Genomic DNA, 21,161 nt, shown 5'->3' with positions numbered 1-21,161 from the left:
GCAAAGGATGGATACGTGAGCAAAACAGCCTTGCCTAAAGATGACGTCCAGCCGGTGCTCGATGCGCCGGTAGAAGCACCGGTTGTAACCGGGCCACCTGCTACTGAGCCGCGCCGAGGCAATGGGCTGGCAATCGTCGCGCTGCTGTTGGGCGCTGCCGGTGTTGCCGTGGGCGGTTGGGGAGTCTGGCAGGTGCGTCACCTGCAAGCCGATAACCTGCAACAGTTGAGTCAGGTACAGGCGTTGAACGATCAGGCGCAGAGCCTGAAGCTCAACGAGCAGCGTCTGACCGCTCGCCTCGAACAAATGCCTGCCGCCGAAGAGCTCGATGCGCGCAGTCGCTTGGTCACTCAACTTCAGGGCGATCAACAGCGTTTGAATCAACGCCTGGAAACCGTCCTCGGTGCCAGTCGCAAGGATTGGCGTCTGGCCGAGGCTGAGCATTTGCTGCGACTGGCCAGCCTGCGTCTGTCGGCGTTGCAGGACATCAGCAGTGCCCAGGCCCTGGTGCAGGGGGCTGATGAGATACTCCGTGAACAGAATGACCCGGGGGCTTTTGCCGCTCGCGAGCAAGTGGCCAAAACCCTGGTGGCCCTGCGCAGTACCGAACAGCCGGATCGCACCGGGTTGTTCCTGCGACTGGGTGCCTTGCGCGATCAAGTGATCAGCCTCACCGAACTGGCGCCCGAGTACAAGGACCGTGGCGAATCCCTGCTGGGCCTGACGGCCGATGGCGACGGCGCCAGTCGCTGGGCGCAATGGTGGGATCAGATCTCGCGTTACATCCGAATCGATTTCAACGCCGACAAGAATGTCCGTCCATTGCTGGCAGGGCAGAGCCTGAGCCAGGTGCGTCTGGCCTTGAGCCTGGCGCTGGAACAGGCGCAGTGGGCCGCGCTCAACGGTCAGGCTGCGGTTTACACTCAGGCGCTGACCGAGGCGCGGGACGTGCTCAAGGGTAACTTCAATCCGGACAACCCTCAGAGCAAGATCATGCTGGAGCAGGTGGCCGAGTTGAGCAAACAGCCAGTCACGGTGGTCACGCCGGATCTGACAGGCACGTTGAGCGCCGTCCAGGCTTACCTTGAGCGACGCAACGTCAACGCCGAGGACTCAGTGAAACCTCTTGGCAAACCTGCCGCGAGCACTGCGCAGGAGGCCACACCATGAAGCGTCTCTATGTGATCGTGTTCGTGGTCATCGCTGCCGCCGCCGCGTTGGGGCTGGCGATTGCCGAGCATTCCGGCTACGTGCTGATCGCCTACAAGAGCTTCCGTTACGAATCGAGCCTGTGGGCAACCCTGGCCTTGGTGGCCGTGCTGTGGCTGGTGTTCTGGGGCATCAAGGCGCTGGTCGAACTGGTGACAACTTCCGGTGGGGTGGTCAACCCTTGGTCGCGGCGCAATCGCAGTCGACGGGTGCAAGTGGCGATCGAGCACGGCCAGCTGGATTTGGCCGAGGGCCGCTGGGCCAGTGCGCAGCGTCACCTGTATCGCGCGGCAGAAGCCGAACGTCAGCCGCTGCTCTACTACCTGGGTGCTGCCCGCGCCGCGAACGAACAAGGTCTCTACCAGGAAAGCGATAACTTGCTGGAGCGCGCTTTGGAGCGACAGCCCCAGGCCGAGCTGGCGATTGCCTTGAGTCATGCCCAATTGCAGACCGACCGCGGCGACACCGACGGCGCCCTGGTCACCCTGCAAGCCATGCACGAGCGTCATCCTCATAACGTCCAGACCCTGCGCCAGTTGCAACGCCTGCATCAGCAGCGGGGCGACTGGTCGGCAGTGATTCGCTTGCTGCCGGAGTTACGCAAGGACAAGGTGCTGCCGCCAGCCGAGCTGGCTGAACTGGAGCAACGCGCCTGGGGTGAGAATCTTTCGTTGGCGGCGCACCGGGAAGAGGACGGAACGGTCGGTTTGCAATCGCTCGCTCGTGCCTGGCAGCAGCTCACCGCCGCTCAGCGGCAGGAACCGCAACTGGTGCTCGCCTATGCCGAGCAACTGCGGCAACTGGGAGCGCAGGTCGAGGCCGAAGAGGTTCTGCGTATGGCTCTCAAGCGCAAATACGACAGTCATCTGGCACGCCTGTACGGTCTGGTTCGCGGTAGCGATCCGGCCAGACAGCTGCACACCGCTGAAGGTTGGCTCAAGGATCATCCGGCCGACCCGAGCCTGTTGCTGACGTTGGGCCGTTTGTGTCTGCAAAGCAGTCTGTGGGGCAAGGCCCGGGATTATCTGGAAAACAGTCTGCGTCTACAGCGTAATCCTGAAGCCTGCGCCGAACTGGCGCGGTTGCTGGCGCAATTGGGTGACACTGAACGCAGTAATCAGTTGTTCCAGGAGGGCTTGGGCCTGCTGGACGAGCGCTTGCTGTCGGCTCCGCTGCCGGTGCCGGCTCATGCTTGATGCCGGCCTGTAGCCGCTGCTGAAGGCTGCGTTCGGCTGCGCAGCAGTCGTAAATCAGGCGCCGCAGTCGGATCAGGTGAGTCGTGTTAAACCGACTACGACTGCTGCGCAGCCGAACGCCGGCTGCGCCAGCTGCTACAGGGGGAGTCGTTCGTCAGGGCAATCCAACCGCTCCGAGTCTGCCACTGTTTTTGAGTTGTGGTCCTGGTCTGGCAAAGTCCTACAGCGGACTACATCTTATCCTCTCGACTCTGTCGGGAATTCCCTACACTTCTGGTGAAGTGTCCGTGCTGGCCTGCCTTGAAAGGCTGCTGCGCTTTCCTCTACCGTAACCGCTTGTCTCTACAGTTACGGAAAAGCCATGTCTTTGGCCTGCTCACGCTCCTTGTTTTTCATGGTTTTCATTGCAGGTGCCCTGGCCTTGGGCGTTTCCTATTACCTGGAATATGCGGTCGGCCTCAAGCCTTGCGGGTTGTGCCTGTTGCAACGGGTTTGCCTGGCGCTGCTCACGGGTGTCTGCCTGATGGCTTCGGTGCAGGGGCCTGGTCGCTTCGGATCATTCCTGTATTGGTTACTGGGTCTGCTATGCAGTGTGGCGGGTACCGTCACGGCGTGGCGGCAGGTTGTGTTGCAGAGTGATCCGGTGCATCAGCTCTCGGCATGCTCGCCCAACCTGACTGATCTGTTTGCCAGTACGCCCTGGTTGTGTGCCTTGCAACGGTTGTTCAAGGGAACCGACGACTGCGCGGAAATTTCCTGGACGCTGTTCGACCTGAGTATCCCGGAATGGAGCCTGTTGTTCTTCGTTGCGATGATGATTCTGGGCGGGTATCAATTGCTGCGCCTTGTCTGGATCGCCTGTCAGCGACCGCTCAGCGGCGAGTCGTCGCACCGGGTATTGACGGGCGATTAAACACTTGTATGAACTTTATCTCCTGCGTACCTTGAAGCCATAGGCGCGCGGGCATAATCTGGCCCGCACGTATCATTGGAATTATGTTGCTCGTTGCTGTTCTGCCTGACCAAGACCGGATGTGCCGAGTCTTGGTCAGGCGTAGAACGGCATGACCCATTAGGGAAGAGAGATCGCCATGTTAGATAGTTGTCAGAATGCTCAGGAACGCTGGGGTGGGGTTCATAAGCTCATTGACCGCTGGCTACAAGAGCGTGAAGAGTTGGTAAAGTCGTTCCACGACTTGCGAAATGCCAAACCGGCTTTCGCCGACAAGTCCTTGAACGGTCGGTTCTGCGAGATTCTTGTCGATTACGTTTCTGCCTGGCACTTCGAAGTGAGTGAGCATCTGGTCAATGAGGCCAAGGCCTTTGGCGACGATGGCGGCCTTGAACTGGCGGAGCAGATCAACCCGCGTATCGACGTGAGCACCGAGATGGCGCTGTCGTTCAATGATCATTGTCACAAGGGTGACTGCAACGACACCGAGCGTTTCGCCGAAGCGCTGGAAAAGCTGGGCAGCCAACTGCGTGAACGCTTCGAACTGGAAGATTGCCTGATCGAAGTGCTGCACACCGCCCACAAGGAAGAGAGTTCGGTTCAGGCCTGAACCCTTCCCGGCTAGACACTGAAAACGGTGCGCAATGCGCACCGTTTTTCGTTTCCGGCATTCAGCTTGTAGCACCACGCAATTCGACTTCGAATACCAGCGGCGTGAACGGCGCGATCAAGTCGCCGGCACCGTCGGCGCCATAGGCTTGCGCCGATGGAATTACCAGGCGCCATTTTGCGCCGACCGGCATATTTTGCAGCGCGCTACGCCAGCCGCTGATCACGCTATCAAGACTGAACCACTGCGGCTGACTGTTCTGATCGAACACGGTGCCATCAGGTAGACGACCGATATACAGCACCTGGACTTTGCCGTTCGGTCCTGCCTTCGCGCCAGTTCCGGGAGCCAGCTCGGTCAGCAATACTCCATCTGCCAATTGACGGACGCCAGGTTTGGTTTTTTCCTCATCGAGAAAGCGCCGCTCTTTTTCGAGGGCAACTTCGCTTTGCGCGACGGCGGGTTGCTCGGCGACCTGGGCTTCGTGCTCGGCAAGAATCTGTTCGATCTGCTCGTCTTTCAGCGCTAGCGGCTTACCTTGGTAGGCTTGCTGCAAACCTTCGAGCAGTGCCTGAAGTTGCAGGTCCGGAACCTCCTGGCGCAAGCGTTCGCCAAGGCTCGCACCCAAGCTGTAAGCGAGATCGTGAGCGTCATTTGTGGTGGTTTTTTCGGCGGCCTGGACCACGGAAAAAAACATGCACAGCGATAAAAAAAGGTAGCGCGACATAGGCACTCTCCGACCTGAGATGCGCAGGATTATGCCAGTGTGAATGCTCTCGAAGGTGAACTGGTTTTGCGTAAGCGCAGAACATTTTTACTTCGTTGCAACGCAGCGCTTTCGATACTGTCAACATGCCCTAGCGGCGGTTGCAGCAGAGGTCTAGTATGAGCCGCATTCACGTCAGCCAGGAGGTAAACCATGTCGGCCACCAAGAAGCCAGTAAATACTCCGTTGCACTTACTCCAACAACTCTCGGGCAGCCTGCTCGAGCACTTGGAAAACGCTTGTTCCCAAGCCTTGGCTGATGCTGAAAAACTGCTCGCCAAACTGGAAAAGCAGCGCGGAAAAGCGCAGGAAAAACTGCATAAATCCCGCACCAAATTGCAGGACGCTGCGGCGGCCGGCAAAGCCAAGGCACAAGCCAAGGCCAAAGATGCGGTGAAAGAACTTGAGGACCTGCTTGACGCCCTCAAGGCTCGTCAGTCCGAAACTCGCAGCTACATCCTGCAACTCAAACGCGACGCTCAAGAAAGCCTGAAACTGGCCCAGGGTGTCGGTCGTGTCCAAGAGGCTGTCGGCAAGGCGTTGTCCCTGCGTTCGGCCAAGCCAGCCGCGGCACCTGCGAAGAAAGCCGCTGCCAAACCGGTTGCTGCAAAAGCACCGGCCAAGCCTGCTGCGGCTCCTGTTAAAAAAACCGCCGCCAAAGCACCGGTAAAAGCTGCAGCGAAACCAGCCGCAAAACCTGCGGCGAAAAAACCAGTCGCTGCCAGCGCTGCGAAACCAGCAGCTAAAACGACAGCTGCCAAACCTGCCGCTAAGCCAGTCGCTGCCAAAACAGCTGCCGCTAAACCCGCTGCCAAAACCACGGCTGCCAAACCCGCCGTGGCGAAAACTGCAGCTGCAAAACCGGCCGCTAAACCTGCTGCAAAACCAGCAGCCAAAACTGCCGCCAAACCTGTCGCGGCTAAAACCGCTGCAGCCAAGCCTGCTGCAAAACCGGCGGCGAAACCTGCTGCAAAAACTGCAGCCAAACCCGCCGCTAAACCGGCTGCCAAAACTGCTGCTGCGAAACCTGCCGTCGCTGCCAAGCCAGCCACTGCCGCCAAACCAGCTGTAGCGAAACCAGCAGCCAAACCTGCCGCTGCCAAACCGGCTGCAAAACCTGCCGCCAAGCCAGCAGCAAAACCGGCCGTGAAAAAGCCAGTCGTTGCTGCAAAGCCGACTGCCGCACCTGTCGCCAAGCCAGTAACCCCGGCCCCGGCTGCATCGGCTTCGCCGGCTCCGGTAGCCACTACCTCGACAGCTTCGCCTGCGCCAGCGGCATCGTCGAGCACCAGCACTACCCCAACCAGCGCTTCCTAAGTGCCGGTTACCGCGACGCGCAGCTGATGCAGCGCGTCGTGGCTCAGGTTGGCGGCGCCTGCTGCCATACCTTCCAGCCAGGCCGTTAGATCGGTCGCTTCACACTGCGGCCAACTCTGCGCCAAACGCTCCAGTCGCAACAGCAAATGCCTTTCGGCTTCCATCTCCAGTGTCTTCACTTGTTCGCGCAAATCATCCAGACCGGCATCCTCGCTGGCAGCGGCTTTCCATTGCTGGCGCAAGGTGCGTAACGGTTGCACGACATCCACGTCCCAAGGCCCGGCTATATCGCGTAGCAGCTGCAGGCGTTGTTCGTTGCAGGCGACTCCACATTGCCCCAGCCACAATCCACAGAGCAGCAGGCACACATTCACACCCGCTGCCTGCAATTGCAGGCAGGCGTGTTCAACGCCGGGACGGGCGTAAGTGTCGAGGGAAAAGCTCCACAGGTCAGAGGACATAGTGCTACTCGCGCCAGTTGCGAGCGAAGCTGGTAGACTCCGCCGCCATTATGATTCGACTTCAGAACCTGACTTTACAGCGTGGCCCGCAACGTCTGCTAGAAGACGCCGAGCTGACCCTGCACGCCGGCCACAAAGCCGGCCTCATCGGTGCCAACGGCGCCGGCAAATCGAGCCTGTTCGCCTTGCTTCGGGGCGAGCTGCACCCGGACTCGGGTGACTGCTTCCTGCCGGCCGACTGGCGCATCGCCCACATGCGCCAGGAGGTCGACACCCTCGAGCGCCTGGCGGTCGACTACGTGCTCGATGGCGACCTGCGCCTGCGTCAGGTGCAACGCGACCTGGCGGCGGCCGAAGCGGCCCATGACGGTGCCGCTCAGGCCCGCCTGCACTCGGAGCTCGACAGCGCCGATGGGTACACCGCCGATGCCCGGGCTCGCAAGCTATTGGCGGGCCTTGGGTTCACCAACGAGCAAATGGACCGGCAAGTAGGAGATTTCTCCGGTGGCTGGCGGATGCGTCTGAATCTGGCGCAGGCTTTGATGTGCCCCTCGGACCTGTTGCTGCTCGACGAACCGACCAACCACTTGGACCTCGACGCCATCATCTGGCTCGAAGAGTGGCTCAAAAGCTACCCCGGCACTTTATTGCTGATTTCCCACGACCGGGACTTCCTCGATGCCGTGGTCGATCACGTAGCTCACGTAGATCAACGCAAGATCACCCTGTATCGCGGCGGTTACACCGCGTTTGAACGGGCCCGTGCCGAACGTCTGGCACAGCAACAGCAGGCGTACGAGAAGCAACAGGCGCAACGTGCGCACATGGAAAGCTACATTGCCCGCTTCAAGGCCCAGGCCACCAAGGCCCGTCAGGCCCAGAGCCGGATCAAGGCGCTGGAGCGGATGGAAGAGCTGTCCGCCGCGCACGTCGATTCGCCGTTCGATTTCGTCTTTCGCGAATCGCAGAAAATCTCCAGCCCGCTGATCGATCTATCGGACGCTCGCTTGGGTTATGGCGAAAAAACCGTGCTGGAGAAGGTCAAGCTGCAACTGACCCCTGGCGCGCGGATCGGTTTGCTCGGCCCCAACGGTGCCGGTAAATCGACCCTGATCAAGAACCTCTCCGGTGAGCTCGAGCCATTGGCGGGCCGACTGACCCGGGGCGAGAACACCGTGGTCGGTTACTTCGCCCAGCATCAACTGGATTCCCTCGATTCCAAGGCCAGCCCGTTGCTGCACTTGCAGCGCCTGGCGCCAACCGAACGTGAGCAGACCCTGCGTGACTTCCTCGGTGGTTTCGACTTCCGGGGTGCACGTATCGATGAGCCGGTGTTGAATTTCTCCGGTGGCGAAAAGGCGCGACTGGCCCTGGCGCTGATCGCCTGGGGCCGACCGAACCTGTTGCTGCTCGACGAACCGACCAACCACCTGGACCTGGAAATGCGCCTGGCGCTGACCATGGCGTTGCAGGAATTCAGTGGCGCGGTTCTGGTGGTCTCCCACGATCGTCATTTGCTTAAAAGCACCACCGACAATTTTTATCTGGTGGCAGACGGCAAGGTCGAGGAGTTCGACGGCGACCTGGAAGACTACACCCGTTGGCTGGTGGAGTACCGTCAGCGCAACGTGCCGGTCAGCAATACCCCGGTCAACCCGGACAAGACCGACAAGAAAGCCCAGCGCCAGGCCGCCGCCGCGTTGCGTCAGCAACTGGCACCGCACAAGCGCGAGGCCGACAAGCTCGAAGCCGAGTTGGGCAAGCTGCACGAGAAACTGGCGAAGATCGACGCCAGCCTCGGCGACAGCGATATTTACGAGCCGGCACGCAAGAACGAATTGCGTGATCTGCTGGCCGAGCAGGCCCGGCTGAAGGTGCGTGAAGCCGAGCTGGAAGAAGCCTGGATGGAAGCGCTCGAATTGCTCGAAAGCATGCAGGCGGAGCTGGAGGCGCTGTCTTGATGGAGGCCTTCAAGCTGCCGTTGCCGGCGATGTGGGTCGAGCCGCTCTGGCTGGTCGTGCAAATCCTGCTGATCCTGCTGGCCGGCTATGTCGCTCAGCGCGTCGTCGCTAAAGGCCTGACTCGCCTGGGCGAGCGTTACCCGTTCCCGCCGCAGTTCTTGATGCCGCTGCGCGGTGGTTTGCGTTGGCTGATCATGGGTAGCGCGCTGATCTTCGTGCTGGAGCGTCTTGGGGTGTCGGCCACGGTGCTCTGGACCGCGTTGTCCGGCTTCGTGGCGGTGGCTGCCGTGGCGTTTTTCGCCATGTGGAGCGTGCTGTCCAATCTGTTGTGCGCGATCCTGATCTTCACCGTCGGCCCATTCCGAATCGGCGATGTGGTCGAGTTGGTGGACACCACCGACAAGCCGGGCGTCAAGGGCCGGGTGGTGGCGATCAATCTGCTCTACACCACGCTGATCGAAGCCGAAGAGCTCGGTACCGGCAGTGCCATGGTGCAAGTGCCCAACAGCCTGTTCTTCCAGCGCTCGGTTCGACGCTGGCGCGGTACTGATGTATTTCCTTCAAACGGGTTCGAAAAGCAGGCTCGATAGGACGCTACCGCCGTCAACGCTGGTCGGCAGTCACTCTGTCCTGCAAAAAATCGGTAGTCATTGGTCGTAAGGCGCATTAGCTTAGACGTTTGTCACGAGTCTGAGTCGAGGTGTGCAATGCTGCTTCAAACATGGCTGGCATTTTTTGCCGCCTGCTGGGTAATCAGTCTTTCCCCCGGTGCCGGCGCCATTGCGTCGATGTCCAGCGGCCTGCGCTACGGTTTCTGGCGCGGTTACTGGAACGCCCTGGGTCTGCAACTGGGCCTGGCGTTGCAAATTGCGATTGTCGCTGCCGGTGTCGGTGCGATCCTCGCGGCCTCCGCCACTGCCTTTTATGCGATCAAATGGTTCGGCGTGGCTTACTTGGTCTACCTCGCGGTCAAGCAATGGCGCGCGCTGCCCAATGAGATGAGCGACGACGCTGCCATTCGGCAGATCGGCAAGCCGATGGCGCTGGTGTTCCGCGGTTTTCTAGTGAACGTCAGCAACCCCAAGGCTTTGGTGTTCATGCTCGCGGTGCTGCCGCAATTCATCGATCCCCACGCGCCGCTGGTGGCCCAGTACCTGATCCTCGGCGTGACCATGATCTGTGTCGACCTGATCGTCATGGCCGGCTACACCGGGCTGGCGGCCAAGGTCCTGCGTTTGTTGCGCACGCCCAGGCAGCAGAAACGCATGAACCGCACTTTTGCCGGGCTGTTCATCGGCGCGGCGGCATTCATGGCGACTTTGCGCAAAGCAGCGACATAAAGCTTCAGGCACAAAAAAGGCGACCTATCGAGGTCGCCTTTTTCATTACTACAGAGTGGCCAGTCTGAGATCAGTGCAGAATCACCGGCGCCGTATCTCGTGGCAGGTTATTACGCAGCGGTGCCTGCCCCGGCTGCTCGTAACCGCCACCACCGAGCTGTTGGCTCAGTTGTGAAGCCACGTCTTCACCCAACGCCTTGGACACGTCACGCACCACCCGTGGGCGGTTCAGGGAAACCCGGATGTCCCGGCCATTCACCAGTTTGGTGTCCTGACCTTCGCCCATCGCCGTGAAGGCCGAGGTGATCTCGAAGGTCTTGGTGTTGATCAGGCTGAAGTCCGCCACCAGCGTCAACGCCAGCACCGCCGAGTAACTGTCGGTGTTGGCCAGCTCATTCATGTCGCGGGTGAAGTCGATGTCTGACACGGTGCCGAACAGCACATAGTCGGCACCCTTGAAGCTACCGGCCTTGATGCGCTTGATCACGTCATACACGTCGCCTTTGGACGATGCCGTGTAAGGCGTGCCCTGCACCAACTGGAACATCCCGGTGCGCAGGATCTCGCCCTTGATGTCGCCGGTGAATTTGCGCAACTCGCCTTGCTCGATGTAGCTGTTGGTGGCTTCGTACTCTTCGTAACTGGATGAACCACTGGCGCCGTAATAGCTCTGGCTATGGTTACTCTGTGCCGAAACAGTGTGGACGTATTGCTCCACGCGCTCCTGGTACGCCAGATCCGCTACTGCAACTTTCGGGGCCGCTTGCACGCTGAATGCGCAAGCCAGGGCCATCATGCCAATCCATGTGCGCATCGATTAACGCTCCGTGGTTTTGCGGATCTCTTTTTCGTCCATCCACTCGGCCAGACCGCTTTCAACGTCGATCAATTGCAGGCTGAATTTGTAGAAGACGTCCTTGTAGTCGCTGCTGCGCTTGACGATCGAGCTGATCGAACCTTCAAGACGGTATTGGGCGGCAATCATGTTGCCGGTCTTGGCCACGGTGCTCTTCTTGTACAGGCCGCTCTGGTTTTGCAGCTTGAGCTGGTCGACCTGGCTCTGCATTGCGGTGTTGTCGCTGGCGAAACGGGCGACGCCGGACTTCATCAGCTGGGTCTTGATGCTGGTAGTGATTTCGCGGGTATCGATGTACTCGCTGGTCTTGTTCTTCACGTCGTAGACCTGAACCACCGGACGGCCTTGCAGGATGCCGGACTGGGCCAGGGAGCGGGTCATGGATTCGGCGATCATCTGCAGGTCGGTGGAGCCGAACTCGTTGGTCACGGTTTCAACCGCTTTGGTGTCGCCGTAGCTGATGTTTTTGCTGCCCAGCGTCGGCGAAGTGTTGGCGCAACCGCTGGCCAAGAGGGCGATGACGGCGATGAACGAAAAGCGTGCAAACATGGGAATGCTCTCTAGAACTGAACGAATAGGTGTCGGGCTTAAGGCGTTTTGATTTCGAGACGGAAATCCACGGCTTTGGCGGTTGGCGCAATGGCCTGGATGAAACTGGTCTGCTCGCCGTACATCATCTGGCTTTTCCAGGTTTCCTCTTCGGCAACCGGGAAGCCTTCAGGGCCGAGCCAGGCAAAGCGGTAGTAGAAGGTCTTGTTGTTGTAGCTGGTGTTGCTCAGCTGTACGTTGACCGTCATAAAGCCGTTTTCCCGCGCCACGCGCATGGCGCCGACCACGATGTTCTTGAGCTTGCCCATGGCCACGACCTTGCTGGCAGCGCTGCCTGGCTCCGGTGGTGGCGGGGTGGCGCAGCCGGCCAGCAAGGCCAGGGCGACGACAGTGATGAGTTTGAAGCGCATGCAAAGACTCCGTTCTTAAGGTTGTTTGAGGCTGGCCACGGTGGTCGGGTTGGCGCTCGGGATCACATGAGCGGCCTGGCCGCTGGCGAATACCTGATTGCCCACGGCGCGCAGGCTGATGACCTGATAGCGCTGATCCACAGTGATCTTGACCACCGAACCGCCCACGGCGCTCGGCAGGGTGACTTGGTGCTCGCCTTTCTTCAAGCGTAGACGCACGACTTGAGTGGTGTCTGGCAGGGTACGCCATGTACGGGTATCGGCACCTTCGAGCACCGCTGAAGAGATCCCGACCGCAAGACCCGCCAGTGGGTTGGATTCGTTGATCTTCTTCTGAGCCACGCCTTTGGTCACGGCACGGACGGTGGTGCGCAGGATGATGCCCGGCATGTCATCACGCAGCGCGCGGCGGGACATGGCGGTGGTGCTGTTGAGTTGCGTCAGGTTCACCTGCTGACCGTCTACGCCGATCTGGGCGAAGGGAGCGGTCGAGGTGTCCGGCTTGATGACCGGGAACGACAGCGGTGTGATCACCACCTGGTTGCTGATCGGCAATGGCAACGGAATGCGGATCGAGTCGCGGGACGGCGCCAGGCCGCTTTGCACGACGATCAGGATGTCGCTGTCCTCGTCCTTGGCGGGTTTGTCGAGATTCACCAGCGCCTGTTCCAGCAGCGGGGTGTTCGGGCGCAATTCGGCGGCCTTGCGATAGCCCGGTGCAGCCAGGTCTTTCTCGCCCAGGGCTTCATAGACGAAACCGGCCAGGTAATGGCTGAACGCACTCTGGTAGCTGTTTTTCAGGCTGACCACTTCTGGCGCGTCGAGGCTGGCCACCGGATAACCCTGGAGATCCTTGTACTGGGTTTTGACGCCTTCCTTCTCGGCCTGCTCTTCGCTCTTGAGGTATTCCTTGTCGCGCAGGTCGGCGATCACCGCTTCACGTTCGTGAGTTTTCTTGATCGCGGTGCGCGCGCCGTCGAAGTCGTTCACCGCCAGCAGGTTGAGGGCCATCTGCGTGGTCAGCATGACTTTCTCGTAGTCGTAGCCTTCGTAGCGACGGACTTTGTCATTGACCAGGAAGCTGCCGAACTGAGCCAGGTACTTTTCGGTGTCGAGCTTGACCGAGTCTTCCCACTTGCCCACCACCTGATCGGCGCTRCTCCAGGCATTCTGGCTGCCGGACAAGTCGCCCTTGGCGCGCAGCAGTTCACCCTTCTCGAAGTAATAGAGCAGGTCTTTGTCGGCGCCGGTGTTGTTCTTTTCCAACAAGGTCAAGGCGCCGTCGACGTTGCCGGCAGCCAGTTGCTGGTTGGTTTGTGCCAGTTCGGAATCGTAGTTGCGAAAAGCCGAACAGCCGGAGAGCAAGGTGACAGCGCTGAGCGCGATCGAGGTAAGGGCGCGAGAGGCCATAGGGGGTACTTCTTCCCTGAGTATAAGCAGCCGCGCGTGCTGGTCGGGCTGTTGGGACCCATCGGCAGGGAGACTGGCGCCCTGCCAATTCCTCATAAAAAGAGGAGCTTAAATGCCGTATCGCGAGAACGACGGCGCGGCATTATAAACAGGGATGCTGGCTATGTAATGGCTTTTTAATTGTATGTTTTCACAACGTGCCATTACTTATTTCTGGCCTGATACCGGCGCTGGCGAGGTTTGCACATAAGTCTTTCCGACGACGAATGCCACGGTGTTTATTGTGCGCAGGTTGATGACTTGAAAGTCGCGGTCGATGCGCAGGGTTACCGGCGGGGTGCCGGGCGCGTTCGGCGCGCTGAACAGGTGTTCACCTTTTTTCAGCCGCAGACGCGCGACCAGGGTTTTGTCCGGCAAGGTACGCCATGTGCGGGTGTCGGCCTCCTCGAATGGGTCTTCGCGCGTGACCACCAGCGATGCTTTGGCCGGGTTGCGTTGGTTTTCCTCAGCCTGGCCGATAGCCGCCATGTTGGCGCGGAACATGGCCCGCGAGATGATGGCGGGCATGTCATCACGCAAGGTGCGCAAGGCCATGTCGGTGACGCTGTTGAGTGCGGTCAGCGGCCGTTTTCGACCATCGACGATGATGTGGTCGAATGCTGGCGTGATGGTGTCCGGGATCATCACCGGGAAAGAAATCGGGGCAACGATCACCAGGTTTTCGTTGAGCCGTACCGGAATCGGCACGCGCACCGAGCTGCGTGCCGGTGCCAGGCCGCTTTGGACAATGATTAACACATCACTTTCATCGGCTTTTGCCGGCGGTTTGTCGAGATTGCGCAACGCCTGCTCGAGAAACGGCAGGTTCGGGCGCAATTCAATTGCCTGGCGATAGCCCGGCGCGGCGAGATCGCGTTCGCCGAGGGCTTCATAGGTGAAGCCAGCCAGGTAATGACTGAAGGCACTCTGATAGCCGTTTTTCAATTCGATGACGGCTGGCGCATCGAGGGTGGTCACCGGGTAGCCTTGCAGATCCTTGTAACGCACCGAAATGCCCTGGGCCTTGGCCTGCTCTTCGAGCTCTTCGTATTGCCGCTCGCGCTGGCGGGCAATCAGTGCTTCGCGTTCGTGGGTTTTCTTGATGTCGGCGCGGGCGCCGTCGAAGTCATTCGCAGCCAATTGGTTGAGGGCCATTTGCGTGGTCAGCATGACTTTTTCGTAATCGTAACCTTCGTAGCGACGCAGTTTGTCGTTGACCAGCATGGTGCCCATTTCATTGCCAAACCGTGTGAGCAGTTTCATGGCCCCGGAGGGCACCGCTTCTTCGCGCTGGAATACCATCTGGTCAGCGCTGCGCCAGGCTTTCTGGCTCTCCGGCAGCGCATTGGCGACACTAAGGATGGCGCCTTTCTCGAAGTAATAGAGCAGATCCTTGTCTTCCCAGGGATTGTGCAGCTCCACTAGGTCCAACGCACCCTGGAGGTTGCCCACCAATAGTTGGTCATTGGTCTGTTGCATCTCCTGATCATAATTTCGGTACGCGGCACAGCCACTCAGTTGTAGGGCGAAACTCAGCAGCAAAGAGAACAACAGGCAGGAGCGCATGGACGATGATTCTTCCCTGATCGGATACCGCGAGGAGATAGCAGTTTGCCGCCCAATGTACACGCCGTTATACGGGAAATACCAACAAAGCTTGAGCGAAACTCATTGGAAGTGAACAATGTGTTACTTCGTATTTCCATTTGAGATTTATTCATGACTGGCTCCTCTCGTTTTCTGGCGTGGCTCGTGCTGCCGATGATCGCGTTCTGCAGCTTCAATGCGCTGGCCGAAACCGCGGAGGGTGCGCCCAAGGCCCTGCATTTGCTCGATTACATTGCCGCCGATTACCCGACGGCGGTCGAGGGAGGCAAGGTTATTGATGAGGCTGAGTATCTCGAACAGCAGACATTCCTGGGGGAGCTGCAAGGGTTGATCGCCGATTTGCCGGCCAAACCCCAGCGTGCCGAACTGGAGCAGGGCGTTAACGGTCTGCGCACCGCGATCGCCGCTCGCAAGGACGGCGCGGACGTCACCCGTCAGGCGCGGCAGCTGGGGGCAAAACTGGCGGTGACCTATGAAGTCAGCCAGGCTCCGGTCATTACCCCGGACCCGACCCGCGCCGCGCCGCTGTATGCCCAGCAATGCTCGGTGTGCCATGGCGATACGGGCATCGGTGACGGCCCGGCAGGTGTCGGCATGACGCCACCGCCGACCAATCTGCGCGATGCCGCGCGACTGGACCGTCTGAGCCTCTACGCGCTTTACAACACGCTGGGTATGGGCGTCGAAGGTACTGACATGCCGGCCTTCGCCGATCAGCTGGATGATCGTCAGCGTTGGGACCTGGCGACCTACATCGCCGGCTTCAGCGCCGATCCGGCCGCGGCAAAATCCGAAAAAACCTACAACATCGCCGACCTGGCGCGTCAGACGCCAGCCGAAGTGCAGGCCGTCGAAGGTCCGCAAGCGGCCGCGACCTTCCGCGCGCAACGAGCGCAACCGCCGCAGGTCAAGCGTGGCCCGGGACAATTGCTTGAATACACGGCGGCCACGCTGGACAAGAGTATCGCCGCCTATCGCGCTGGCGAGCACGATCAGGCCTACGACCTGTCGGTGGCGGCGTACCTGGAAGGCTTCGAACTGGTTGAAAGCTCTCTGGACAACGTCGACGCCAACGTACGCAAAGACACTGAAAAGTCCCTGATGGCTTACCGTCAGTCGTTGCAGGACGGCTTGCCAGTGGCCCAGGTCGAGCAACGTCTGGAAGTGGCCAAGGCCAAGCTGAAAGAATCCGCTGGCCTGCTCGGTAGCGATGGCTTGAGCTGGTCGCTGAGCTACATTTCCGGTCTGTTGATTCTGTTGCGAGAAGGTCTGGAAGCCATTCTGGTGCTCGCGGCGGTCCTCGCGTTCCTGCGCAATACCGGCCAGCAATCGGCGGTGCGCAGCGTCAACATCGGTTGGGGCCTGGCGCTGTTGGCCGGGCTGGCGACCTGGGCGGTGGCGGCGTATGTGATTGACGTCAGCGGGGCCCAGCGTGAGCTGCTGGAGGGGGCCACTGCGCTGTTTGCCAGTGTCATGGTGCTCTGGCTCGGTGTATGGATGCACGACCGTCGCCACGCAGCGGCCTGGCAGGATTACATCAAGAGCAGCCTGGTGAGCGGCGGTGGGCGTTTCGGGTTTGCGATCCTGGCGTTCTTCTCGGTGTATCGCGAACTGTTCGAAGTGATCCTGTTTTACGAAACCTTGTGGTTGCAGGCGGGGCCTGCGGGGCATAACGCCGTAATGGCTGGCGGCGCGACGGCGCTGGTTATGCTGGTCGGTCTGGCCTGGGTGATTCTGCGCGGCTCGGCAAAGCTGCCGCTGGCACTGTTCTTCGGCATCAATGCCGGATTGCTGTGCGCGTTGTCGGTGGTGTTTGCCGGCCATGGCGTGAAGGCGTTGCAGGAAGCCGGGGTCTTCGGCACGCGGCCGGTACCGTTCTTTGACTTCGACTGGTTGGGGATCCACGCTGACGCGTATTCGCTGAGTGCCCAGGCTGTGGCGATCATTGCGATCATCGTGCTGTACAGTCGCAGCCGGATGGCCGAGAAGCGGCAGTTGCCGGCTTCTTAAAAGCATTCGCTGCGCTCATATTCGCGGGCAAGCCCGCTCCCACAGGTTCAGCGCTAACCTTATGGGAGCGGGCTTGCCCGCGATGCTTTTCAATAGAGGAAATCCAATGCGCGTATGGATCGATGCCGACGCCTGCCCTCGGGCAGCCAAGGATCTAGTGGTGAAGTTCGCCCTCAAGCGCCAGTTCGAAGTGGTACTGGTGGCCGGTCAGCCGCAGATCAAGCCGGGCCTTGCGCTGGTGAAACTGATCGTGGTGCCCAGCGGCCCGGATGCCGCCGACGATTACCTGGTGGAACACGCGGTGCCGGGGGAGTTGGTGATTTGCAGCGATGTGCCGCTGGCGGATCGGCTGGTGAAGAACGGCGTTGCGGCGCTGGATCCGCGGGGTAAGGAGTTCGATGCGCAGAACATGGGCGATCGACTCGCGGTGCGTAACCTGTTCACCGACTTGCGCGAGCAGGGGCAGATGAGCGGCGGCCCGGCGCCGTTCGGCGAGCGCGAGAAACAGGCGTTCGCCAATGCGCTGGACCGGATATTGACCCGGTTGTCGCGTAAAGCTTGAGCAAGACGGTAATGATCGTTCCCACGCGGAGTGGGAACAATCGCGAGTGTTACTCGTCGTTTTCGTGGGTCAGTTCCAGTACGCGGTCGACCAATTTGTTGATGCCGGAAGCGGCTTCGCTGATCGATTGCGCGAGCATGTACGCCGGCGTGCTCACCAGCTTGCGCGCCTTGTCTTCGACAATGTCGGTCACTGCGCACTCGGCGTGGGTGGCGCCCATCTTGTTCATCGCGGCGGCGGTATCGGCATCGTTGCCGATGGTGCAGGTCACGCCCGGGCCGTAGATTTTTGCCGCCAGGGCCGGCGAGATGCAGATCAGCCCCACCGGTTTGCCAGCCTCGGCGAACGCTTCGGTCAACGCCAGGACGTCAGGTTGAACGCTGCAGCCGGCGCCTTCGACGGCAAAGTTCGACAGGTTCTTGGCCGCCCCGAAACCGCCGGGAACGATCAGCGCATCGAAGTCTTCGACGTCCGCTTCACGGATATCCTTGATGTTGCCCCGGGCGATTCGCGCCGATTCCACCAGCACGTTGCGCGATTCGGGCATTTCTTCGCCAGTCAGGTGGTTGATCACATGTAACTGCGCGATGTTGGGTGCGAAGCACTGCACCTGGGCACCGCGCTGGTCCAGCCGCAGCAGGGTGATCACGCTTTCGTGGATCTCGGCGCCGTCGTACACGCCACAGCCGGAAAGGATCACTGCAATTTTTTTGCTCATGGGCTTTTCTCCAGATTCATGGCGTTAAATGTCCACTAATTTGTCACTCGTTGCCATAGGGTTAATTCGCGGCTACACCTAATCTCTGCTGAACGATTCCGATCAGGTCGCGTCATGAACTTCATTCTGTATGCGGTGCCGTTTTTCTTTGTGCTGATTGCGGTCGAGTTGTTGGCCGACCGTTGGCGCGGGGTGAGCAATTACCGCGTGGCAGACGCGATCAACAGCCTCAGCACCGGCGTATTGTCGACTACCACGGGCCTGTTGACCAAAGGTGTCGGCCTGGTCACTTATGCCTTCGCCCTGGAACATCTGGCCTTGATCGAGCTGTCGGCCGACAGTGTCTGGGTCTGGGTGTTTGCATTCGTCTTCTACGACTTCTGCTACTACTGGCTGCACCGGATGGGCCATGAGCGCAACATCCTCTGGGCCGCGCATTCGGTGCATCACCAGAGCGAGGACTACAACCTCTCCACGGCCCTGCGCCAGACCAGCACCGGGTTTCTGTTGAGCTGGATTTTCTACCTGCCCCTGGCAGTGCTCGGCGTGCCGCTGCTGGTGTTCGTCAGCGTTGCGGCGTTGAACCTGCTGTACCAGTTCTGGGTGCATACCCGGCATATTCCCAAGCTTGGCTGGTTCGAGTGGTTCTTCGTCACGCCGTCCAATCATCGGGCTCACCATGCACAGAACGCTCTCTACATGGATCGCAACTACGGCGGGGTGTTCATTATTTGGGACCGTCTGTTCGGATCGTTCCAGGAAGAGGACGACAACGAACCGGTGATCTTCGGCGTGACCACGCCGCTGGCGAGCTGGAATCCGGTGTGGGCAAACGTGCAGTTTTACGCGCAGCTGTGGGATGACGCCCGGCGCGCCGAGCGCTGGTGGGACAAGCTGCGGATCTGGTTCATGCGCACCGGTTGGCGGCCGGCGGACGTGGCGGCCAAATACCCGATGAACAAGCCGGACCTGGCTCAGTTCCGCAAATTCGAGGTGCCGCTGGACGGACGTCAGCAGTGGTATGTGGCGCTGCAGTTCTGCGTCTACATCGCCTTGGGCAGTTACTTGATGAACTTGGAGCAGAGCCTGCCGACCGCAGCCCTGGTGTTGGGTTGGGGCGCCGTGGCGTTGGGGTTGTTCGTGTTGGGTGCAGCCCTGGAGAATCGCCCGCAGGCGTTGAAGCTGGAGCTGTTGCGGCTGGTGTCGAACCTGCCGCTGGTATGGCTGGCACCGATGGTCGGGCTATGGCCGGGCAGCGCGGTGGGCTGGGTGGTGCTGCTCAGTTACAGCCTGCTCAGCGGCATCGGTCTCTACTGTTGTAGAAACCGCGTCACTCGATGGGCGTCGTAGGTTCRCTGGACTTGGCCTGTTCGGCTTTCAATGCCTGCTCATCGGCGTAGATCTTTTTCGCCAAGCGGGCATTCTTGAAGCGCCGCCGCAGCCACAGGACAAAGCCCAGGACCAGCAGGGCGCCCAGCACCCACAGCTCGTATTTCTTGACACTGCCCAGCATACCTTCGAGCACCGCGCCGAAGTGATACGCAGCCGCTGCCAGCGCCGCAGCCCAGATGGCCGCGCCAATCCCGTTGAGCAGCAGATAGCGTCCCGGCGGATAGCCCGACAGACCGATTGCCACCGGCATCACGGTGCGCAAACCATAGACAAAGCGGAAGCTCAGCACCCAGATGTCCGGGTGCTTGCGGATATGTTCCAGTGCCCGATCGCCCATCAATTGCCAGCGCGGTTTGCGCGCCAGCAATTTGCGCCCGTGCTTGCGCCCCAGGAAGTACCACAGCTGATCGCCGGCATAACTGCCGAAGAACGCCACGACCACCACCAGGTTGATGTCCATGTACCCACGGAACGCGAGGAAGCCTGCGAGTACCAGAATGGTTTCGCCTTCGAAAAACGTGCCGAGGAACAGGGCAAAGTAGCCGAAGTCATGTAGGAATTGTTGGAGCATTGTCTGGGTGCTGGCGAAATGAACGCGCAGCCTAACCCTTCGTGCACATTCATGAAAGTGTCCAAATGTGTCTCGACGTGAACATTTCCTACAAGGACAATGGAATGCGGCTACCTGTCACAGGGGTGCACACAACTGTCATACGTTGGTCATAATGGCCGCTTATAACTGTCACGCTCGCCCGCCAGCGCGGGCTCAGGAGTCTGCCGTGAGCTTTACCCCCGCCAACCGTTTGTTTCCTGCAACCCGCCTGCGTCGCAACCGTCGTGATGATTTTTCGCGTCGTCTGGTCCGTGAAAACGTACTGACCGTCGATGACCTGATCCTGCCGGTGTTCGTGCTGGACGGTGAAAACCGTCGCGAAGCAGTGGCATCGATGCCGGGCGTCGAACGCCTGACCATCGATCTGTTGCTGGAAGAGGCTGCCAAGTGGGTCGAGCTGGGCATTCCGGCGCTGGCACTGTTCCCGGTGACGCCACCGGAACTCAAGTCACTGGATGCCGCCGAAGCCTGGAACCCCAACGGCATCGCCCAGCGCGCTACCCGCGCTCTGCGTGCGCAGTTCCCGGAGCTGGGTGTGATCACCGACGTCGCCCTGGACCCGTTCACCACTCATGGGCAAGACGGCATCCTCGACGAAGAAGGCTACGTGCAGAACGACATTACCGTCGACGCACTGGTTAAGCAGGCTTTGTCCCACGCCGAAGCCGGCGCTCAAGTGGTGGCTCCGTCAGACATGATGGACGGCCGCATTCAGGCGATCCGCGAAGCGCTGGAGCTGGCGGGGCACGTTAATGTGCGGATCATGGCCTACTCGGCCAAGTACGCCAGTGCCTACTACGGCCCGTTCCGCGATGCGGTGGGTTCGGCGTTGAACCTGGGCAAGGCCAACAAGGCCTCCTATCAGATGGACCCGGCCAACAGCAACGAAGCCCTGCACGAAGTGGCGGCCGACTTGTCAGAAGGCGCAGACATGGTCATGGTCAAGCCAGGCATGCCGTATCTGGATATTCTTTATCGGGTCAAGGAAGCGTTCAAAGTGCCGACCTTTGTGTATCAGGTCAGCGGCGAATACGCCATGCACATGGCGGCGATCCAGAATGGCTGGTTGAGCGAAGGGGTTATCCTCGAATCCCTGACCGCTTTTAAACGTGCAGGCGCTGATGGCATCCTGACTTACTTTGCCGTCCGTGCTGCTCAATTGTTACGAGAGCAAAAATAGCC

The 21,161-nt window shown here is 60.1% G+C and carries 21 protein-coding genes; 12 read left to right on the top strand and 9 right to left on the bottom strand.

All coding sequences use genetic code 11. From position 1 onward, the window contains the following. Nucleotides 1-15: 15 nt before the first annotated feature. The 4 genes from AC1DIS_RS07195 to AC1DIS_RS07180 all read left to right on the top strand — a co-directional run bounded on the left by AC1DIS_RS07195 (nucleotide 16) and on the right by AC1DIS_RS07180 (nucleotide 3,967). Nucleotides 16-1,170: a uroporphyrinogen-III C-methyltransferase gene (locus AC1DIS_RS07195; protein WP_018927544.1), complete on the top strand. Its 1,155-nt coding sequence runs from the start codon at nucleotides 16-18 to the stop codon at nucleotides 1,168-1,170. Further along, nucleotides 1,167-2,405, top strand: a complete 1,239-nt coding sequence (locus tag AC1DIS_RS07190) for a heme biosynthesis HemY N-terminal domain-containing protein (RefSeq protein ID WP_477748747.1) — start codon at nucleotides 1,167-1,169, stop codon at nucleotides 2,403-2,405. The genes AC1DIS_RS07195 and AC1DIS_RS07190 overlap by 4 nt, the downstream gene beginning before the upstream one ends. A 361-nt stretch (nucleotides 2,406-2,766) precedes the next feature. Beyond that, nucleotides 2,767-3,318: a disulfide bond formation protein B gene (locus AC1DIS_RS07185; RefSeq protein ID WP_018927546.1), complete on the top strand. Its 552-nt coding sequence runs from the start codon at nucleotides 2,767-2,769 to the stop codon at nucleotides 3,316-3,318. A gap of 178 nt (nucleotides 3,319-3,496) precedes the next feature. Continuing rightward, nucleotides 3,497-3,967, top strand: coding sequence for an Rsd/AlgQ family anti-sigma factor (locus AC1DIS_RS07180; RefSeq protein WP_018927547.1), 471 nt, complete (start codon nucleotides 3,497-3,499; stop codon nucleotides 3,965-3,967). Nucleotides 3,968-4,028: 61 nt separating this feature from the next. Here the strand turns inward: AC1DIS_RS07180 and AC1DIS_RS07175 are convergent, their stop codons facing one another. Next, the gene (locus tag AC1DIS_RS07175; RefSeq protein ID WP_018927548.1) at nucleotides 4,029-4,694 is read right to left on the bottom strand and encodes an FKBP-type peptidyl-prolyl cis-trans isomerase; all 666 of its coding nucleotides are present in this window, start codon (nucleotides 4,692-4,694) and stop codon (nucleotides 4,029-4,031) included. Nucleotides 4,695-4,886: 192 nt separating this feature from the next. Between AC1DIS_RS07175 and AC1DIS_RS07170 the strand changes: the two genes are divergently transcribed. Continuing rightward, entirely contained in the window at nucleotides 4,887-6,050 is a 1,164-nt protein-coding gene (locus AC1DIS_RS07170; protein WP_064621057.1) for an AlgP family protein, read from the top strand. On the opposite strand, the gene AC1DIS_RS07165 is transcribed toward AC1DIS_RS07170, so the two are convergent. Further along, a complete protein-coding gene (locus AC1DIS_RS07165; RefSeq protein WP_477748748.1) occupies nucleotides 6,047-6,511 on the bottom strand; it encodes a TIGR02444 family protein in 465 nt (154 codons plus the stop codon). The genes AC1DIS_RS07170 and AC1DIS_RS07165 overlap by 4 nt on opposite strands. 50 nt (nucleotides 6,512-6,561) lie before the next feature. Between AC1DIS_RS07165 and AC1DIS_RS07160 the strand changes: the two genes are divergently transcribed. From AC1DIS_RS07160 to AC1DIS_RS07150, 3 genes are all read left to right on the top strand, one after another. After that, nucleotides 6,562-8,472, top strand: coding sequence for an ATP-binding cassette domain-containing protein (locus AC1DIS_RS07160; RefSeq protein ID WP_064621055.1), 1,911 nt, complete (start codon nucleotides 6,562-6,564; stop codon nucleotides 8,470-8,472). Continuing rightward, a complete protein-coding gene (locus AC1DIS_RS07155) occupies nucleotides 8,472-9,062 on the top strand; it encodes a mechanosensitive ion channel family protein (RefSeq protein WP_019650132.1) in 591 nt (196 codons plus the stop codon). The genes AC1DIS_RS07160 and AC1DIS_RS07155 overlap by 1 nt, the downstream gene beginning before the upstream one ends. Nucleotides 9,063-9,179: 117 nt before the next feature. Further along, a complete protein-coding gene (locus AC1DIS_RS07150) occupies nucleotides 9,180-9,812 on the top strand; it encodes a LysE family transporter (RefSeq protein ID WP_018927553.1) in 633 nt (210 codons plus the stop codon). 70 nt (nucleotides 9,813-9,882) lie between these two features. Here AC1DIS_RS07150 and AC1DIS_RS07145 read toward each other — a convergent pair whose 3' ends face one another. The 5 genes from AC1DIS_RS07145 to AC1DIS_RS07125 all read right to left on the bottom strand — a co-directional run bounded on the left by AC1DIS_RS07145 (nucleotide 9,883) and on the right by AC1DIS_RS07125 (nucleotide 14,642). Beyond that, the gene (locus tag AC1DIS_RS07145; RefSeq protein ID WP_018927554.1) at nucleotides 9,883-10,626 is read right to left on the bottom strand and encodes a hypothetical protein; all 744 of its coding nucleotides are present in this window, start codon (nucleotides 10,624-10,626) and stop codon (nucleotides 9,883-9,885) included. Between the two features lie 3 nt (nucleotides 10,627-10,629). After that, nucleotides 10,630-11,217 (bottom strand): penicillin-binding protein activator LpoB, encoded by a 588-nt coding sequence (gene lpoB / locus AC1DIS_RS07140; protein ID WP_007941608.1) that lies wholly within the window; start codon nucleotides 11,215-11,217, stop codon nucleotides 10,630-10,632. Nucleotides 11,218-11,255: 38 nt separating this feature from the next. Further along, nucleotides 11,256-11,627: a YcfL family putative periplasmic lipoprotein gene (locus AC1DIS_RS07135; RefSeq protein WP_064621053.1), complete on the bottom strand. Its 372-nt coding sequence runs from the start codon at nucleotides 11,625-11,627 to the stop codon at nucleotides 11,256-11,258. A 15-nt stretch (nucleotides 11,628-11,642) separates the two neighbouring features. Beyond that, nucleotides 11,643-13,037 (bottom strand): COG3014 family protein, encoded by a 1,395-nt coding sequence (locus AC1DIS_RS07130; protein WP_064621052.1) that lies wholly within the window; start codon nucleotides 13,035-13,037, stop codon nucleotides 11,643-11,645. Nucleotides 13,038-13,244: 207 nt separating this feature from the next. Next, on the bottom strand, nucleotides 13,245-14,642 hold the full coding sequence (locus tag AC1DIS_RS07125; RefSeq protein WP_064621051.1) for a COG3014 family protein: 1,398 nt from the start codon (nucleotides 14,640-14,642) through the stop codon (nucleotides 13,245-13,247). Between the two features lie 153 nt (nucleotides 14,643-14,795). Here AC1DIS_RS07125 and AC1DIS_RS07120 point away from each other — a divergent pair, with 153 nt between their 5' ends. Beyond that, complete coding sequence (locus AC1DIS_RS07120; RefSeq protein WP_477743599.1) at nucleotides 14,796-16,694, top strand: FTR1 family protein; 1,899 nt, start codon at nucleotides 14,796-14,798, stop codon at nucleotides 16,692-16,694. A gap of 106 nt (nucleotides 16,695-16,800) precedes the next feature. Beyond that, nucleotides 16,801-17,256, top strand: coding sequence for a YaiI/YqxD family protein (locus AC1DIS_RS07115; RefSeq protein WP_064621049.1), 456 nt, complete (start codon nucleotides 16,801-16,803; stop codon nucleotides 17,254-17,256). Nucleotides 17,257-17,305: 49 nt separating this feature from the next. On the opposite strand, the gene elbB is transcribed toward AC1DIS_RS07115, so the two are convergent. Beyond that, entirely contained in the window at nucleotides 17,306-17,974 is a 669-nt protein-coding gene (gene elbB / locus AC1DIS_RS07110) for an isoprenoid biosynthesis glyoxalase ElbB (protein ID WP_064621048.1), read from the bottom strand. A 114-nt stretch (nucleotides 17,975-18,088) separates the two neighbouring features. Here elbB and AC1DIS_RS07105 point away from each other — a divergent pair, with 114 nt between their 5' ends. Beyond that, on the top strand, nucleotides 18,089-19,324 hold the full coding sequence (locus tag AC1DIS_RS07105) for a sterol desaturase family protein (protein ID WP_064621047.1): 1,236 nt from the start codon (nucleotides 18,089-18,091) through the stop codon (nucleotides 19,322-19,324). Here the strand turns inward: AC1DIS_RS07105 and AC1DIS_RS07100 are convergent. Beyond that, nucleotides 19,305-19,937 (bottom strand): DedA family protein, encoded by a 633-nt coding sequence (locus AC1DIS_RS07100; RefSeq protein ID WP_018927562.1) that lies wholly within the window; start codon nucleotides 19,935-19,937, stop codon nucleotides 19,305-19,307. The genes AC1DIS_RS07105 and AC1DIS_RS07100 overlap by 20 nt on opposite strands. 208 nt (nucleotides 19,938-20,145) lie before the next feature. Between AC1DIS_RS07100 and hemB the strand changes: the two genes are divergently transcribed. Beyond that, nucleotides 20,146-21,159: a porphobilinogen synthase gene (gene hemB / locus AC1DIS_RS07095; protein ID WP_019580521.1), complete on the top strand. Its 1,014-nt coding sequence runs from the start codon at nucleotides 20,146-20,148 to the stop codon at nucleotides 21,157-21,159. Nucleotides 21,160-21,161: the final 2 nt, after the last annotated feature.

The sequence above is a fragment of the Pseudomonas sp. 05N433 genome (assembly GCF_056396925.1).
This window is presented reverse-complemented; position numbering and strand designations above follow the sequence as displayed.